The organism is Bradyrhizobium sp. 159 (genome assembly GCF_023073795.1).
GTDB lineage: Bacteria > Pseudomonadota > Alphaproteobacteria > Rhizobiales > Xanthobacteraceae > Bradyrhizobium.
In genome coordinates, this window is the sequence record NZ_JADPKE010000005.1 from 36,038 (window position 1) to 51,663 (window position 15,626).

At 65.4% G+C, this 15,626-nt stretch carries 10 protein-coding genes and 1 pseudogene; 5 read left to right on the forward strand and 6 right to left on the reverse strand.

Going from position 1 to position 15,626, the window contains the following annotated elements; all coding sequences use genetic code 11:
* Positions 1-82 precede the first annotated feature (82 nt).
* On the forward strand, positions 83-1,180 hold the full coding sequence (locus IVA96_RS00650; RefSeq protein ID WP_247414941.1) for an LLM class flavin-dependent oxidoreductase: 1,098 nt from the start codon (positions 83-85) through the stop codon (positions 1,178-1,180).
* 56 nt (positions 1,181-1,236) lie between these two features.
* Positions 1,237-1,791 (forward strand): flavin reductase family protein, encoded by a 555-nt coding sequence (locus IVA96_RS00655; RefSeq protein WP_247414943.1) that lies wholly within the window; start codon positions 1,237-1,239, stop codon positions 1,789-1,791.
* Between the two features lie 60 nt (positions 1,792-1,851).
* Here IVA96_RS00655 and IVA96_RS00660 read toward each other — a convergent pair whose 3' ends face one another.
* The 3 genes from IVA96_RS00660 to IVA96_RS00670 form a co-directional block, all read right to left on the reverse strand.
* Positions 1,852-3,708 (reverse strand): sigma-54-dependent Fis family transcriptional regulator, encoded by a 1,857-nt coding sequence (locus tag IVA96_RS00660; protein ID WP_247414945.1) that lies wholly within the window; start codon positions 3,706-3,708, stop codon positions 1,852-1,854.
* Positions 3,709-3,816: 108 nt separating this feature from the next.
* The gene (locus IVA96_RS00665) at positions 3,817-7,122 is read right to left on the reverse strand and encodes a carboxyl transferase domain-containing protein (RefSeq protein WP_247414947.1); all 3,306 of its coding nucleotides are present in this window, start codon (positions 7,120-7,122) and stop codon (positions 3,817-3,819) included.
* A 194-nt stretch (positions 7,123-7,316) separates the two neighbouring features.
* Positions 7,317-8,999 carry a cache domain-containing protein gene (locus IVA96_RS00670; protein ID WP_247277451.1) on the reverse strand — a complete coding sequence of 561 codons (1,683 nt, stop codon included), beginning with the start codon at positions 8,997-8,999 and terminating at the stop codon, positions 7,317-7,319.
* 296 nt (positions 9,000-9,295) lie between these two features.
* Here IVA96_RS00670 and IVA96_RS00675 point away from each other — a divergent pair, with 296 nt between their 5' ends.
* Positions 9,296-9,796: a hypothetical protein gene (locus tag IVA96_RS00675; RefSeq protein WP_247414949.1), complete on the forward strand. Its 501-nt coding sequence runs from the start codon at positions 9,296-9,298 to the stop codon at positions 9,794-9,796.
* Between the two features lie 153 nt (positions 9,797-9,949).
* Here IVA96_RS00675 and IVA96_RS00680 read toward each other — a convergent pair whose 3' ends face one another.
* Positions 9,950-10,549: a TetR/AcrR family transcriptional regulator gene (locus IVA96_RS00680; protein ID WP_247414952.1), complete on the reverse strand. Its 600-nt coding sequence runs from the start codon at positions 10,547-10,549 to the stop codon at positions 9,950-9,952.
* Positions 10,550-10,714: 165 nt separating this feature from the next.
* Between IVA96_RS00680 and IVA96_RS00685 the strand changes: the two genes are divergently transcribed.
* Positions 10,715-11,092, forward strand: coding sequence for a tautomerase family protein (locus tag IVA96_RS00685; RefSeq protein WP_247277454.1), 378 nt, complete (start codon positions 10,715-10,717; stop codon positions 11,090-11,092).
* A gap of 18 nt (positions 11,093-11,110) precedes the next feature.
* Here IVA96_RS00685 and IVA96_RS00690 read toward each other — a convergent pair whose 3' ends face one another.
* The gene (locus tag IVA96_RS00690; protein WP_247414954.1) at positions 11,111-12,037 is read right to left on the reverse strand and encodes a GTP-binding protein; all 927 of its coding nucleotides are present in this window, start codon (positions 12,035-12,037) and stop codon (positions 11,111-11,113) included.
* Positions 12,038-12,040: 3 nt separating this feature from the next.
* Positions 12,041-13,533, reverse strand: a pseudogene (locus IVA96_RS00695) (amidohydrolase family protein).
* A 1,024-nt stretch (positions 13,534-14,557) separates the two neighbouring features.
* Here IVA96_RS00695 and IVA96_RS00700 point away from each other — a divergent pair.
* Entirely contained in the window at positions 14,558-15,583 is a 1,026-nt protein-coding gene (locus tag IVA96_RS00700; protein WP_247414955.1) for an alpha/beta fold hydrolase, read from the forward strand.
* Positions 15,584-15,626 lie beyond the last annotated feature (43 nt).

The following is a 15,626-nucleotide window of genomic DNA, read 5'->3' on the forward strand; positions in this document are numbered from 1 at the left end:
GCTGGCACACCGCTTGCTGAAGCTTCGCCACTCAACTCCGTCAACGCGCAACAAGACGCGTCAACATCAGATGAGGAAACCCATGGAGATCGGCTATTTCACGATGCCTTCGCATCCGCCGGAGTGCGGCCTGAAGGAAGGGAACGACTGGGACCTGCAGGTCATGCGCTGGCTCGACGAGCTCGGTTATCAGGAGGCCTGGGTCGGCGAGCACCACACCGCGCCCTGGGAACCCAACCCGACGCCGGATCTTCTAATCGCACAGGCGCTGATGCAGACCAAGAATCTTCGCATCGGACCGGGCGGCTTCCTGCTGCCCTACCATCACCCGGCCGAGCTCGCCAATCGCGTCGCGATGCTCGATCATCTCTCCGAGGGCCGTCTCAATTTCGGCGTCGCGGCGAGCGGCCTGCCGAGCGACTGGGCGATGTTCAACGTCGACGGCATGAGCGGGCAGAACCGCGACATGACCCGCGAGGCGCTGGAGATCATCCTGAAGCTGTGGACCGAGCCGGCGCCCTTCACCCACAAGGGCAAGTTCTGGACGGTGACCAAGCCTGACACGATGTTCGACTTCCTCAAGCCTCACATCAAGCCGTTCCAGGCGCCGCATCCGCCGATCGGCGTCGCCGGGCTTTCCAAGAATTCGGACACGCTAAAACTGGCGGGCGAGCGCGGATTCATTCCGATGAGCCTCAACCTCAACCCGGCCTATGTCTCGAGCCATTGGGATTCGGTCGAGATCGGCGCCGCCAAGACCGGACGCAAACCGAACCGACAGGACTGGCGGCTGGTGCGAGAAGTGTTCGTTGCCGATACCGACGAGGAAGCCTGGAAGCTCTCGACCGGCGACATGATGGGCCGGATGATGAGCGAATACTTCCTGCCGCTGCTCGGCCATTTCGGCTTCAAGGACTACCTCAAGCACGCGCCTGACGTGCCCGACAGCGACGTCACCGTCGAATATTGCGCCAAGCGGAACTGGATCGTCGGCTCGCCGGCGACCGTCGCCGAGAAGATCGAGAAGATCTACGACGAGGTCGGCGGCTTCGGCGTCCTCCTGGTGTTCGGCTTCGACTACAAGCACAAGGCCGAAGCCTGGCATCATTCGCTGTCGCTGCTGAAAAACGAGGTGATGCCGCGCCTGACGCATCTCGGCTCGGCGCGCAAGGCGGCTTGACCCGGTATGGGTGCGGCGCGATCGTGCCGCACCCACCCAATCTCGGAGATTTCCGCGTGACGGTCGACGCCAAGGATTTCAAGCAGGCGATGCGCCAATGCGCCGGCGCGGTTGCGCTGGTGACGGTCGGCGCCCAGCACGGCAAACGCACCGGACTGACCGTGACGTCGGCCTGCTCGCTCTCTGACAATCCGCCGTCGCTGATCGTCTGCGTCAACCGTAGCGCCAGCGCACACGGGCGCATCCGCGAGGAAGGCGCATTTGCAATCAACTTCCTGCACGAGGATCACGCCCTGCTGGCGCTGACTTTCAGCGGCCAGAAAGGCGTCAACGGCGACGACCGCTTCGCTTTCGGACAATGGACGCGAGGCAAGACCGGCGCGCCGGTGCTGACGGACGCGGTCGCGGCTTTCGACTGCGTGCTGGCGCAGGAGTTCGAGACGAAGACGCATTCGATCTTCATCGGCGAGGTGCGCGGCGTGTCGCATGCGGATGCCGCCAAGCCGCTGGTCTATCTGCGCGGTAATTTTCACAGGCCGCAGGAGATCCGCGAGGGCGTGACGATTGGCGACATCGATGCACGGCATCTGAGCTGGACGGATTTTTCGTGACGGCGGCAGTGGCGGTGTGCTCTCTCGCCCCGCTCGCGGGAGCGGCTCGTTTTCTCGACACTACTGCGTCGTCTCGATCTTCAGCAGCTTGATCTTGCGATAGAGCGTCGCGCGGCTGAGCTTCAGCGCGCGTGCTGCCTCGGTGACGCGACCACCCTGCCTGCGCAGCGCCTCGACGATCGTGGCGCGCTCGGCCGCTTCGAGATCCGGCTCCGCCTTTCCGAACCGCGGCAAATCGAGATCGGCATCGGTGATGACACCGTCCTCCGCGGTGCAGCCGGCAAGCCGCAGCACGTGGCGGAGTTGGCGCATGTTGCCGGGGAACGGATAGGCCACGAGCTGCGACCAGGCTTCATCCGAGACTCGGCAGTTCGGCGCCTCCTCGCGTGCGATCTGCCGAATGACGTCGTCGCGGTCGGCGCGCTCACGCAACGCCGGCAATCGCACCTCCATGCCGCGCAGGCGGAAATAGAGGTCGGCGCGGAAGGCGCCCTCCTCGGCCATGCGGCCGAGATCGCGGTGGGTGGCGCTGATCAGGCGGATGTCGACGGCGACAGGCTTGAGCGCGCCGAGCGGCCAGACCTCGCGGTTTTCCAGCACGCGCAGCAAGCGGGTCTGGAGCGCGATCGGCATGTCGCCGATCTCGTCCAGGAACAGCGTGCCGCCATCGGCCTGCACGATCAGGCCTTTCGAGCCGTCGCGCCGCGCGCCGGTGAAGGCGCCGGCCTCGTAGCCGAACAGCTCGGCGTCGATCAGGCTCTCCGGCATCGCCGCGCAGTTCAGCGCGACATAATTGTTGCGCGCGCGGTTGCTGGCCGCATGAATGGCGCGCGCGAACACGTCCTTGCCGACGCCGGTCTCGCCATGCAGCAGCACCGGCAGATTGTGGTCACTGACGCGCTTGAGCCGTTTCACGCTTCTGATCAGTCCGGGGTCGCCACCGGCGAGCCGGTGCAGCGCGACGAAGCGATCGACGGAGCCGTCGCCGCGCGGGGCCGGCCGACGCGCCCTCGCACGCAACGGCGGCGCGACACGGCCCCGGCCTAACGGACTGCCGTCGGCCCGGCGCAGCTCGACGATCTCGTCCGCGCCGCGCGCTGCGTGACGAACGAACCTGACATAGCGTGATAGATCGATGCCGGACGCGATCATGCCGTCGGTCAGGCCCAGCAGCGCACGCGCCGAACGGCAGGCGCCGACGATGCGCCGATCATCGTCATAGGCGAGCAGGCCGCGGCCGCCGTCTCCAGGCACGGTCGCAACCCAGGCGTCGCGGAAATGACCGCGGAAGATCGCGTCCTCCATTCGCCGCGCCGCAGCCATCGTCACCGCGAGCGCAAGCTGATGCGCGGCGCGGCTGAGGTCATCACGACACGACGTGATGTTGACGGCGCCAGCAATGCGACCCGCTTGGTCGAACAAGGGCGTCACCGCGCAGGAGAAGATGCTCCACTGCTCGCGAAAATGCTCGTCCCGATGCACCAGGATCGGTTTCTGCTCCGCAAGGCAGGTGCCGAGTCCGTTGGTGCCTTCGAAGGCCTCCGAAAAATTGGAGCCGGTGTAGACCTTCCAGCGCAGGAAGATGTCGGCGTCGGCCTCGCCCGGCAACCGGCTTAACAGCATGGTCGCGCTCGCGTCCGCGAGATTGACGCAATAGCCGGCCTCGCGCAGCACCGTGGCGAGATCGTCGAGCTCGGGCGTTGCGAGCCTGATCGTCTCCTCCATCGGCTCGGCAACGTGACGGATCTCGGCTTCGGTCAGCGTCTGCGGCGGCCCGCGGCGGGCGGGATCGAGCTTGTGATTGACCAGGCAGCGCCGCCAGGAATTGGCAATCCGCGAAGAGGCATCGACGTCGGCCACGTGATTGGCGACGGACAAGACACGGGCGACATGGTTCGAGGCCGAAAGGCTGGCCATCGCGGACGTCTCCACCCTGTATTATTGTGCAAAGTCTGGCACTGCGGGCGGGGATGTCAATCGGGAACCGGGAACGTACGCGGCGCGGTCAAAATTGCTGCACCGCGCTCACCACGTATCGATGCACGGCCGCTTCTTGCCCGTCCGCGCGGGCGGCTTCGGCACTGAGCGCAGGCCCGCCATGATCCAGCGCCGCGTCTCGGCGGGGTCGATGACGTTGTCGATCTCGAACACGGAGGCAATCGAAACTGCCTTGCCGTTGGCATAGAGCTCGGCGACCTTGTTGCGGTAGTAGGTCTCGCGCTCTGCGGGATCGGCGATCGCCTCCATCTCCTTGCGGAAGCCGAGACGGACATAGCCCTCCAGCCCCATGCCGCCAAACTCGCCGGTCGGCCAAGCCGCGGTGAAGAACGAGGCGTGGAAGCCGCCGCCGATCATCGACTGCGCGCCGAGCCCGTAGCCCTTGCGCAGCACGACGCCGAATAAAGGCACGGTGAGGCTGGCGCCGGTCACGAACATGCGCGAGACGTGGCGCACGATCGCGGTCTTCTCCGCTTCCGGGCCGACCATGAAGCCGGGTGTGTCGCAGAGCGAGACGATGGGCAGATCGAAAGCGTCGCAGAGCTGGAGGAAACGCGCGGCCTTGTCGCCGGCATCGGCATCGATCGCGCCGCCGAGATGGCGCGGATTGTTGGCAATCAGGCCGAACGGCTTGCCCTCGATGCGGATCAGCGCGGTGATCATGCCGACGCCGTAGTCGCGGCGCAGCTCCAGCACGGAGCCCTTGTCCGCGACGAGCTCGATCACGCGGCGGATGTCGTAGACGCGAAGACGGTTTTCGGGGATGGCGCGGCGGAGCAGGCGCTGGTCGGCGGCCTCCCAATTCGACACCGCGCCCTGGAAATAGGACAGGTATTTCTGCGCAACGCGCGTTGCCTCCTCTTCGTCTTCGACGAGGATGTCGATGACTCCGTTCGGCGCCTGGAACGAGACCGGCCCGACCTCGGCCGGATGATAGACGCCGAGCCCGCCGCCCTCGATCATTGCCGGGCCGCCCATGCCGATCGAGGCGCTCTTGGTCGCGATGATGACGTCGCAGCAGCCGAGCATCGCAGCATTGCCGGCGAAGCAATAGCCGGAGACGACACCGACTACGGGCACGAGGCCGGACAACCTTGCGAACTGCACGAAGGACGGCCCGTCCAGGCCGGTCATGCCGAGCCGGTCGGTGTCGCCGGGCCGGCCCCCGCCGCCTTCGGCGTAGAACACCAGCGGCACGCGCCAATCCTCCGCCAGCGTCAGCATGCGGTCGATCTTCTTGTGGTTCATGTGGCCCTGCGTACCCGCGAGCACGGTGTAGTCATAAGTCACGACGATGCAGCGCCCGCCTTGCGGGCCGAACTTCTCGGCGTTGACGGTGGCAATGCCCATGACGAGGCCGTCGGCCGGCGTGTTCTTGATGAGATCGTCGAGCTTGCGCCGGCGGCGCTGGGCCGCAATCGCGAGGCTGCCATACTCCATGAACGAGCCGGCGTCGACGAGCTGGGCAACGTTCTCGCGCGCGGTGCGCTGGTTGGTGTTGCGGCGGCGTTCGACCGCGGCGGGGCGGTTCTCGTCGAGCGTATTGGCCTGACGGGCGATCAGCTCCGCGAGGTCGGGACGGATGTGATCGAGATCGATGTCGGCTTCCGCCGCCGTGCTATCCGCCGCGACGTCGAGCGGTTCCAGAAAAAGAATCGGCTCGCCATGCATCAGCGTGAGGCCGTCGGCGGCAGCGAGCTTCATGACCCGGCCACCCTGCTCGGCCATGACGAGGTGCTCCATCTTCATGGATTCGATCACGGCGAGCTGCTGGCCGGGGCGGACGATCTCGCCTTCCTTCACTTGGACGGTGACGATGGTTCCCTGCAAGGGGGCCGCGACCATCACCGCCCCTTCGGGCACGACTTGCGCGACGTTCGCCTCGGTGCCGTGAGCGCTGCTTCGCTCGCTCGCGGCAAAGTACAGCGGCTTTGCAGCACCGTCGGATGCGTCCACGAGCTTGCCGATATTGCGGTCGATGAAATCGGTCGCGATGCGGTTGATCCTGAAATCGGGATGCGCAAGCACGGCCTGAAGGAAGGCGATGTTGGTGACGACGCCGTCGATCCGGAACTCGCGCAAGGCGCGCGAGGCCTTCGCGACAACGTCGTGCCAGGCATCGACTGGCGTATGCACGATGACCTTCGCCAGCAGCGAGTCGAATGCCGCGCTGGTCTTATAGCCGGCATAGCCAAAGCTATCGACGCGAACGCCGGGCCCTGACGGCGGCTCGAACACGGCAAGCACGCCGCCGGTCGGGTGCGTCGCCCCCGTTTCGTCCAGCGTCTCCATGTTGACGCGAAGCTGCATGGCATAGCCGCGCGGCTTCGGAATATCCACTTGCGCAAAGCCGATCGAGGCGAGCGTCGCACCTGCGGTGACCGCGAGCTGAGCGCGGACGAGGTCGAGGCCGAGCACCTCTTCCGTCACGGTGTGCTCGACCTGGAGCCGCGGATTGGCCTCGATGAAGGCAAAGCTGTCGTCGGCGCTGCCATCGACCAGGAACTCGAACGTGCCGAGGTTGTCGTAAGAGGCCGCCGCGGCGAGGTGCTTTGCCGCCTCGATGATGCGGCCGCGCAAGCCATCGCTCAGCGAGGGACTCGGCGCGACCTCGATCAGCTTCTGGTGCCGGCGCTGGATGGTGCATTCGCGCTCCCAGAGGTGAGAGATCGCGCCAAAGCGGTCGCCGATGATCTGCACCTCGATATGGCGGGCCTGCCGGATCAGCCGCTCGGCATAGACACCGTCGAAGCCGAACGCCGCCTTGGCTTCGGACTGGCAGCGCGCATAGGCTTCCGCGAGATCGGTGGCATTGTCCACGACGCGCATGCCGCGACCGCCACCGCCGGCCATCGCCTTGATCACAATCGCGGCGCTGCTGCCGAGCGAGGCGAAGAAGGCTGTGATCTCCTCCAGTGAGGACGGCCCGCTGGTGCCCGCGATGATCGGCACACCGCAGCGCTTCGCCAATTGCCGTGCCGCAACCTTGTCGCCGAACAGCTCGAGCGCTGCCGGCTTCGGCCCGACGAAAGCGACGCCCGCGTCAGCGCAGGCTCTTGCGAATGCCGCGTTCTCGCTGAGAAAGCCGTAGCCGGGATGCACGGCATCGCAACCGGCCGCTTTCGCTGCCGTCACCACCGCATCGATGTCGAGATAGGCCCGCGCACCACGGCCGGCGATCTCGATCGCATCGTCGGCAACACGCACATGCAGCGACAGCGCATCGTCGGCGGGGTGGATCGCAACGGTCATGATGCCGGCCTCGGCCGCGGCGCGCGCGATGCGGATGGCGATCTCGCCGCGGTTGGCGATCAGGAGCTTCTTGAACGACATGCAACGGTCTCCTTGCCCGCGAGGCCCGGCGCGGGTCGGCAGGTTCGATGATCCTGCTTCTTCACTTTAACCGCAGCGGTCAAGAGCGAGAAGGACGGTCGCAATGACCGCTCCCGCAGGCCGGAATTTCGATCCAGTCGCATGCGCCGTGACGAGGCCAATAGTCCACGTCACGGCAGACGGATCGGCGACGATCAGGCCGCCCGCACGCCCGCAACGAAGACGCTGACCTCGTTCTCCAGCGATTGCAGCTTCTGCGTCAGCCGGCCGCTCGATTGCAGCACGAGACCGGCGGCCTGGCCTGTCGCCGCCGTGGCATCGGTGACGCCGGAGATATTTTGCGAGACCTGGTCGGTACCGGCGGCCGCCTCCTGCACGCTGTGGGCGATCGCCTGGGTCGCAGCGCCCTGCTCCTCGACCGCCGCTGCGATCGACGAGGAGATCTCGTTGACCTCCATGATGGTTTTGCGAATGCTCTCGATGTTGCCAACCACCTGGTTGGTCTCGGCCTGGATCGCGGTGATCTGCGCCCCGATCTCGTCGGTCGCCTTGGCGGTCTGGCTCGCCAGCGATTTCACTTCGCTCGCGACCACCGCAAAGCCCTTGCCGGCTTCGCCGGCGCGCGCTGCCTCGATGGTGGCGTTGAGCGCGAGCAGATTGGTCTGCGAGGCGATCTGATTGATGAGGTCGATGACCTCGCCGATCTTGTGCGCGGCGGCGGCCAGTCCCTGCACGGTGTCGTTGGTGCGCTGACCATCGGCGGCGGCCTTGTCGGCCACGCTGGCGGCCTGCGCGACGCGCTGGCTGATTTCGGCGATCGAGGACGACAGCTCGCCGGCGGCCGAGGCCACCGTCTGCACGTTGCTCGAGGCCTGCTGGCAGGCGGTGGCGACGAAGCTCGCGCGGTCGGTCGCCTTGTTCGCGGTCTCCGCCATGCCCTGCGCGGCCTGCTGCATCGCGCGCGCCTCGTTGAAGACATCGCGCACGACAGCCTGAACGCTTGCCTCGAACTTGCCGGCAAGATCGGCCATCGCCCTGCGCTTCTCGTCGTCGGCCTTCTGCTTCAACTCCTGCTGCTCGTCATGCATCCGGCTGACCGCCGACGCATTGTCCTTGAATATGGCGAGCGCCTTGGCGAGCCCGCCAACCTCGTCGCGGCGGTCGGTGTAGGGCACATCGAACGCGCTATCGCCGGCGGCGAGCCGCTCGGTCAGCCCGGTGATCCTGGCCAGCGGCCGGGTGACGCTTCGCCCAATCAGGAAGGAGGCGCCGAGGACCAGGACCAGCACGGCGAGGCATAAATAGCCGAACGTCATCGCATTCTGGCGGAAGACGGCGTCGACATCATCGAGATAGATGCCGGTACCGATGATCCAGCCCCAGGGCGCAAAGCCCTTCACATAGGAGATTTTCCCGACCGGCTGGTCGAACCCGGGCTTCGGCCAGAGATAGCCGTAGAAGCCCGCGCCCTGCTTGTTGACGACGTCTACGAAGCCCATGAACAGCGCGTTGCCCGCGGGATCCTTCATCCCGGAGAGGTCCTTGCCGTCGAGCTCGGGCTTGATCGGGTGCATGACCATCTTGGGGGCCATGTCATTGATCCAGAAATACTCGACCTTGTCATAGCGCAGGCTCTTGATTTCGGCCATTGCCCCGGCCTGGGCCTGCTCGCGCGAGAGTTTTCCTTCGCTCTCGAGCTTCTGGTAATGCGCCAGGATGCCGTAGCCGACATCCACCATGTGCTGCGTCTTGGCCTGACGGTCGGCGATCATCTGCGCGCGCAGGGTGGATAGCGCGAGCGGCACCAGCGCGACCATGCCGAGGAGGCTGATGCCGACAATCAGGACCAGCTTGAAACTGATGCGGGAGAAAATCATCGGTGCTCGCAGGAATTGGAAGGGCAGATATGTCAGTTTATCCTGCGCTCCTTAGCAAAGCTTTAAGCATTGGCTTTCCCAAGTCTCCGCAAAATTGCGTGGGGACGAGTGCAGGTGCACCACCCGGCTTCGCGGGCCTGCAAAGCTGGCTTGCATCCGAGATTGAAGCTTCTCAAATCTAGAAGACCTCGATATCGCCCCTGCGAACGTTGACTTGCAGAGGGCTCTGGCAGAAGCATCGGCGCAGATGATCAACGCCAGCCGTGGCGTGAGCACAGCCGAAGGCCGGAGCCTCAATGCATCAATCGACATATACCGGGTCTCTCAACCTTCCCGCGCTGAGCGCGGCGGAGCGGCTCTTCATCTGGGGATTTCGGGCGAAAGCACGCAGCGGAAGCGCCGTCCCGACGGCCGCCGAGATCAAGCAGGTGTACGACCATTTTCGCGTCGGCGATGCCGTGCCCTCGCTGGAATCCATCATCGAGATCTTTGCGTGCACGGCGCATACGGCGATCGAAGTGCACTGCCCCACCTGCCCGCGCATGTCCGATAGTGAGCACGGAGTCCTGCGGGCGATTGCCGCGGCCCAGCAGGAGCGCATCGACGTCGCGCGCGAGCAGTTCGAGTGCTGGCTGCCGCCGGAGGGAGCCGATTGGGCGCTGGCGCCGGTGCGCGGGCTTGCAACGATCTTCCGCATGGCAGGTCTCATCCTGCCCGACCGGCACGTCCGCTCATTCGCGCATGATCGGACGATGGCTATGAAAAGCTGGTTTGTGGGCAGTCCGACGCTGCACTGACGTGTGCTGACATTTTGACGGCTTCTAGTCGCATCCGGAGCGGCCTTGCGCTATCAACGTCGCCATGGAGAGGCGGAGCTCGACGCCTTCCATAAAACCTCCAGACGATCCCGGCGCGACCACCGCTGGAATCGTCGTTTCTCGCATATCCACCTAGCCACCCTTCTTACCCAGCACGAGGTCGATTGTGTGGGCGGCGATCTTGCGCAATTGCGGCTCGTCGCCGAATGCACGTTCGAGCACGGCGAGACCGCGCGTCACCGCAACGATGTGCAGGGCTGCGGCGGCGGGGTTGCCGCTGAACTCGCCACGTTCGGCGCTGGCCGACAACGTGTCCTGGACCAGAGCAGTGATGCGCGAGACGAGGCCTGCAAAAGCCTGCCGCGCCTCTTCATCCAGCCCTTCGCCTTTGGCCGCGCCGAGCTCCATCAAGCCACGCGTTGTCGGACATCCCCGCGGGGGGGAGCCGGAGCGGAAGTTGCTGATGGTCAAGTCGAAGAACGCGGTGAGGCGTTTGCGCAATGAGCCCGTGCCGAGCGCCCTTTGCAGGACGACGAGATAATCGCCTGCATAGCGTTCATAGGCTTGCAAGAACAGCGCCTCCTTGCTGCCGAACGCATTGTAGAGGCTGCCGCGCTGGACGCCGGCATCACGCGCGATGTCCGACAGCGACGTGCCGCGCACACCCTTGCGCCAGAACTGCTCGAACGCGATGCGCAGGACGTCGTCGTGGTCGAACTCGCGCGGTCTCAATGGCGATCCTCTTTAACTGCCGGTCCTGACTTGGCGATAGTATTTGACAAGGTGTCAAGAACGTGATTTCTTGACAACTACGTCAAAAACAAATTGATCGCCAGCATCGTCTATGCGCCGGCCCGCTAGCAGGCGGTCGCGCCGAAAACCAAAAGGGCAATCCCGATGCCTCTGCTCCACATCTCGATGCGCGCCGGCAAGCCGGAAGCCTATCGGCAGGCGATCCTCGACGGTCTCTACGGCGCCATGCGCGAGACGCTGAACGTGCCCGAGGGCGACCAATTCATGACTATCAGCGAGCTCGCGCCCGCGAATTTCCGCTGCGGCAACGCCTACGGCGTCCAGCGCAGCGATGACGCCGTGCTGATCCAGATCACGGTGTTCGCCTCGCGCACCGCAGAGCAGAAGATGGCGCTGTATCGCCGGATCGCGGACCTGCTCGGCGAAAGCCCGGGCATCCGGCCCGCGGACGTGTTCGTGAACGTGCTCGATGCGCCCAAGGAGAACTGGTCCGTCGGAAACGGCATCGCGCAATTCGCCTGATTGGTACGAGTTGCAGCTTCAGCCTGCAACGCACGCCTCCATGATTCCATCCAGCTCCGCCTTCGAGAGCACCCCGAGCTCGGCGATGAAAACGATGCGTGCTCGCGGCACGCCTGGTGCCGGCGCTTCACCCGGCACCAGCGTGGCGCGGCCGGAGGCGAATTGAAACACCATCAGGCGGCCGGGCTGCTCGATAGTCTCGAACAGACCTTTGGCGCGCGCCAGCTTTGGCGCAAGGCGGCTGATGGCCTGCTGCAAACGCGGCAGCGAGATGGGCTGCTCCGAGGTCCAGCTCAGCGTCTCGAAGCGCTCCTCGGCGGGACGTTTCGGCCCGGGCTCGCGCAGCGCGGGCGCGCGGTCGACATTCGCAGGAAACAGCAGCGCGGCAGGAATCTCGCCATGGTTCGCATCGACGACCGCGGCAGGGACGCGCTGTGCCCGGATGGCCTCGCGCATGCGCAGCCCTGCGCTGGCATCCGCCAGATCCAGCTTGGTCAACGCCACGATATCGGCAACGCGCAATTGCGACCGCTGGAGCGCATCCTCCAGGGAGGCCGTCGGTGCCGTCGCATCCATCACGCTGAGCACCGTCTCTAGCGGCGCCTCGCGCAGGATCACCGGATCCATCAGATTGCGCGCAATGTCGGCGGGATCCGCGACGCCGCTGGTCTCGATGACGATATATTCGGGCTTAGGATCACGCCGCAGCAACGTCGACAGCGTGCGCAAGAGATCTCCTTCGAGCGAGCAGCAGATGCAGCCGTTGGCGAGGCTAACCACGCCGTCGCTCGCACCGGCGATCAACTCGGCATCGATGTTGATCGCGCCGAAATCGTTGACCACGGCGGCAATGCGTCGCCCGTCCGCATGCGCCAGCAGATGGTTCACGACCGTGGTCTTGCCCGCCCCCAGAAAGCCCGTCACCAGGAGGATGGGGACCGGCATGAATCAGCTCCCGATGACGGGCCGGCGCACGGGGCGGCCGGGCCGCGCCGCCACGTCCAGCACGCCGTCACTGATCAGCGGCTCGCCGCTGACGATCAGATGCCGCACGCCTTCAGAGGGACGGTTCATCGCCGTGAATGTCGCGCGGTCCGAGAGCTTCTCGTAGTCGAACACGACGATGTCGGCATCCGCGCCCCTGTCGAGCCGGCCCTTGGCGCGCATCGCCGGCGTGCTCTGCGACAATATCTCCGCGGGGATCAGCGCGCATTTGCGCACGCCTTCGAGCAGCGACACCGTCTTGCGCTCACGCACCCATTCGCGGATGAATTTCGTGAAGCAGCCGGCCGAGCGTGGATGCGAGGTGGCATCATCCGGCAAGGGCCAGGCATCGCCGGTGTAGGTCGAGCCGTCAGGCAGCGTCCACGGCATCGCGTCGGAGGCAATCGCGCCGCCGGGATACAGCACCGACAGGTCGAGCAGGTCGCGGTGATGCGCATTGTTCTCGGTGTCGAGAATGTGCCAGAGCACCAGCGAGGACGGCTCTTCGGCTTGCGCCTTGAGCAGCTCCTCGCGGTCGCGAAAGCGATGGCCGTCAGTCACCCGCTGCACCGAATCATAGCCGGTGCCGTTGCGCTCGACGAACTCGGGATCGCTGAAGAAGGCGGCGGCGAGCACGGTCGAGCCCGTGCCGTAAGGATAGGCCTCGACCGTGATCGGCAGGCCCTGCGCCTGCGCCTTCTCGACCAGCACGCGGCAGCGCTCGATGTCGGTCTTGCTCGATGAATTGAAATGGCAGATGTGCATGTGCGCGCCGGTGGCGCCGGCATAGCCGATCAGGCGGATATAGGCTTCCGCCGCGCTCTCAGGGTCGATGCGCGACATGAAGGCGACGTGGGTGAAGGTCGGCACGTCCTTGGCGGCCGCGAGCTGGCAGACCGCGGTCAACTCCTGCACCCCGGCGCCGGGCGCGTATAGGCGTTCAAAATGCCGATGCCGATGCCGCCCTCGTTGAGACCGCGCGAAAGGCGATCGAGGATGCCGGCGACCTCCGCATCGGTCGCGACGTTCTCGATCCAGCGGCGGTCGCGCATGGCATTGCCGAAAGCCTCCAGCGAACTCTCCGCATTAGAGCCCGTCATCGCGCCGATGCGCGCAAATGCCCAGTTGGCGGCGGCGCCGTAATTCAGCACGCGCCCCTTCCTGGCCTGGCGTTCATACCAGGATGCGACCGGCAGCACGCCGGCCTCGAGATCGAGCGTCGTCGTCACGCCGTCGAAGGCCTGCATGCGGTCGGCCGGGACCGACTGGCCATGCGCGTGCAGATCGATGAAGCCGGGCGCGACCACGAGGCCGGTCGCGTCGATCACCCGCTCGGCGCTGCCGAGCGAGGCGCCGACCGCGGCGATCTTGCCGTCCACCACCGCAACGTCGCCGATGGCGTCCATCCCGCTGGCGGGATCCACTACCCGACCGCCAGAGATCACCAAGCCGCTCATGTCGAAACTCCTCCGCGCTGATATCGCATCAAGGCAGATTCCGCGGGCAACGACCACCTCCACCGAGGCCGACGCATCATGCTTCCACGGAAGGTCGTTTGGCAGCAGATCACGGACGCGCGCTTGCAGCCCCGCGGCATGTTGTGCCCGAGCTGTGCTCTCCTCTTCACACCCTCTCGAAATAAAGGGCGCAGGGAAGGCCGGGCGCCGGCTGGCACCCATAAGACCCCTGCGCTGAACGAATGCACACGCAATGCACAGGGGAGACACAGGGCAGCCGAAACCAGGCCTTCCCTGCGCGATGGTTTAACGGCCTATGCCGCGCTCTCCCGGGAGCCGAATTCGTTCTGGCCTCCCTCGCCCTCGCAGAAGTCACGGACACCGCGCCGGTTGACGCCAATGCCGCATCCGCAAGAGCTTGACCGTAGCAACGACGGCCAGGACCACACGGTTTCGCCGTACGCGAGCCATCCGGCTCCGCCAAAAGGCCTCGCCGGATATGGGCGCCGTCCGTCTTCGCAGGACGTGCCATGCTCACGAGGTTCATCTCGCCCTGCACGCAACAAGCCCGCCTTTAACGCCGCCCGCGTCCACCGCAACTCCAGCCCGCGTTCGTGACGACGTACGACCGCCCCTTTGGAGGGCCGGAATGGGCGACACATACGACAAATCCGAATTTCGGTAAAGTGGAATATTTTTGCAAGGAAGGCTTGACGCCAATTTAGCTGTTTTGCCCGACGTCGGTGGGTCCCATCCGAGCCGCCGCCGATACCGCGCGACGGCGCGGCAATTTTTACGACCGGGGCTAGGTTGCTATGCCGCAAGGGTGTCGGAGGGTCATCATTGAAACGACGCCAGCCGGTTCCAGAACTTCACCGGACGCTCGCACGTCCTGCGGCAGCGGACGCGGACGCCATGATCATGCAACCAATCGCGAAGCGGCTCCGCCGTCTTCTCGCCTCCATTGTCATTCAGGGAGCTAGCCGGGGCGGCGTTACGGTGGGCAAAGTTCCCAAAGGTTCCTGTGATCATCCGACGTCTCCTGCAACGCGACTCCCGTCATGCCGTTTCCCGCCGCGCTCTGCTCGGCGGATTTGTGTCGGCAGGGAGTGCCCTCGCGCTCGGCGGATGCGCCGGCTTGGGTGCGACCGGCGCGCGCTTCGACGCCTCGTCCCTCTCGATCGACCCCACATTGCTTGTCACCACCACGCGCAAGCCCGTGAGCGGGGGTCGCACGAAACCCTGGTTCGGGCCGGAGCGTGCGACCAGCATGACGGTCGCGCGGGCGAAGCTCGTGGCGCCGGACGAAAGCCGTCTTTCTCTTGCCTCTGTTGGACTTGGCGATTGGCGCCTGGATCGGGTCGAGCCGGTGTCGGCCGACGTTGCCGATCTCGTTGCGCAGGCTGGCGGAGGAGACGTGCTGATCTATGTGCACGGCTTCAAGCAGACATTCGAGACGGCGGTGCTGGACGGTGCCCATCTCTCCGATGGGATCAAGTTCCGCGGCCGGACCATGGTGTTCTCCTGGCCGTCCAAGGCAGGATTGTTCGACTATGCCTATGACCGCGACAGCGCGATGTGGTCTCGCGACGATTTCGAACGCGTGCTCTCTGCGCTGGTGTCGGCCCCAAGCGCCGGTCGCGTGCACATCGTTGCGCACAGCATGGGAACCATGCTGACGCTCGAGAGCCTGCGTCAGCTCTATGCCCACTACGGCGACACCGTTGCGAGCAAGATCGGCTCGGTCGTGTTTGCTGCGCCCGATATCGACATGGACGTATTCTCGTCGGCGATCCAGCGCATCGGCCCGCTCGCCGGCAAGATCACCGTGATTGCTGCGACGAACGATCGCGCATTGGCGCTGTCGGGACAAATCGCAGGTGGAATGACGAGGGTCGGCGCCGCCGAGAAGGCTGCGATCTCGCGGCTCGGTGTGCGGGTGATCGATGCGTCCCAGGAAGGCTGGGGCATCGTCAACCACGATCTGTTTCTGTCGAATGCGGAAGTGCAGCGGGTGATCCGCCGCTCGATCGACGGCACGACGGCGTAAGGGAGCGCGGTGCCAAGCCACGCCAAAAGCTTGCTCAAGCGCT

Excerpts from the sequence above, each read along its gene's own strand:
- IVA96_RS00650 (WP_247414941.1), top strand. The coding sequence starts at position 83 with ATGGAGATCGGCTATTTCACGATGCCTTCGCATCCGCCGGAGTGCGGC.
- IVA96_RS00670 (WP_247277451.1), bottom strand. The coding sequence starts at position 8,999 with ATGATTTTCTCCCGCATCAGTTTCAAGCTGGTCCTGATTGTCGGCATC.
- IVA96_RS00665 (WP_247414947.1), bottom strand. The coding sequence starts at position 7,122 with ATGTCGTTCAAGAAGCTCCTGATCGCCAACCGCGGCGAGATCGCCATC.
- IVA96_RS00690 (WP_247414954.1), bottom strand. The coding sequence starts at position 12,037 with ATGCCGGTCCCCATCCTCCTGGTGACGGGCTTTCTGGGGGCGGGCAAG.
- IVA96_RS00660 (WP_247414945.1), bottom strand. The coding sequence starts at position 3,708 with ATGGCCAGCCTTTCGGCCTCGAACCATGTCGCCCGTGTCTTGTCCGTC.
- IVA96_RS00675 (WP_247414949.1), top strand. The coding sequence starts at position 9,296 with ATGCATCAATCGACATATACCGGGTCTCTCAACCTTCCCGCGCTGAGC.
- IVA96_RS00685 (WP_247277454.1), top strand. The coding sequence starts at position 10,715 with ATGCCTCTGCTCCACATCTCGATGCGCGCCGGCAAGCCGGAAGCCTAT.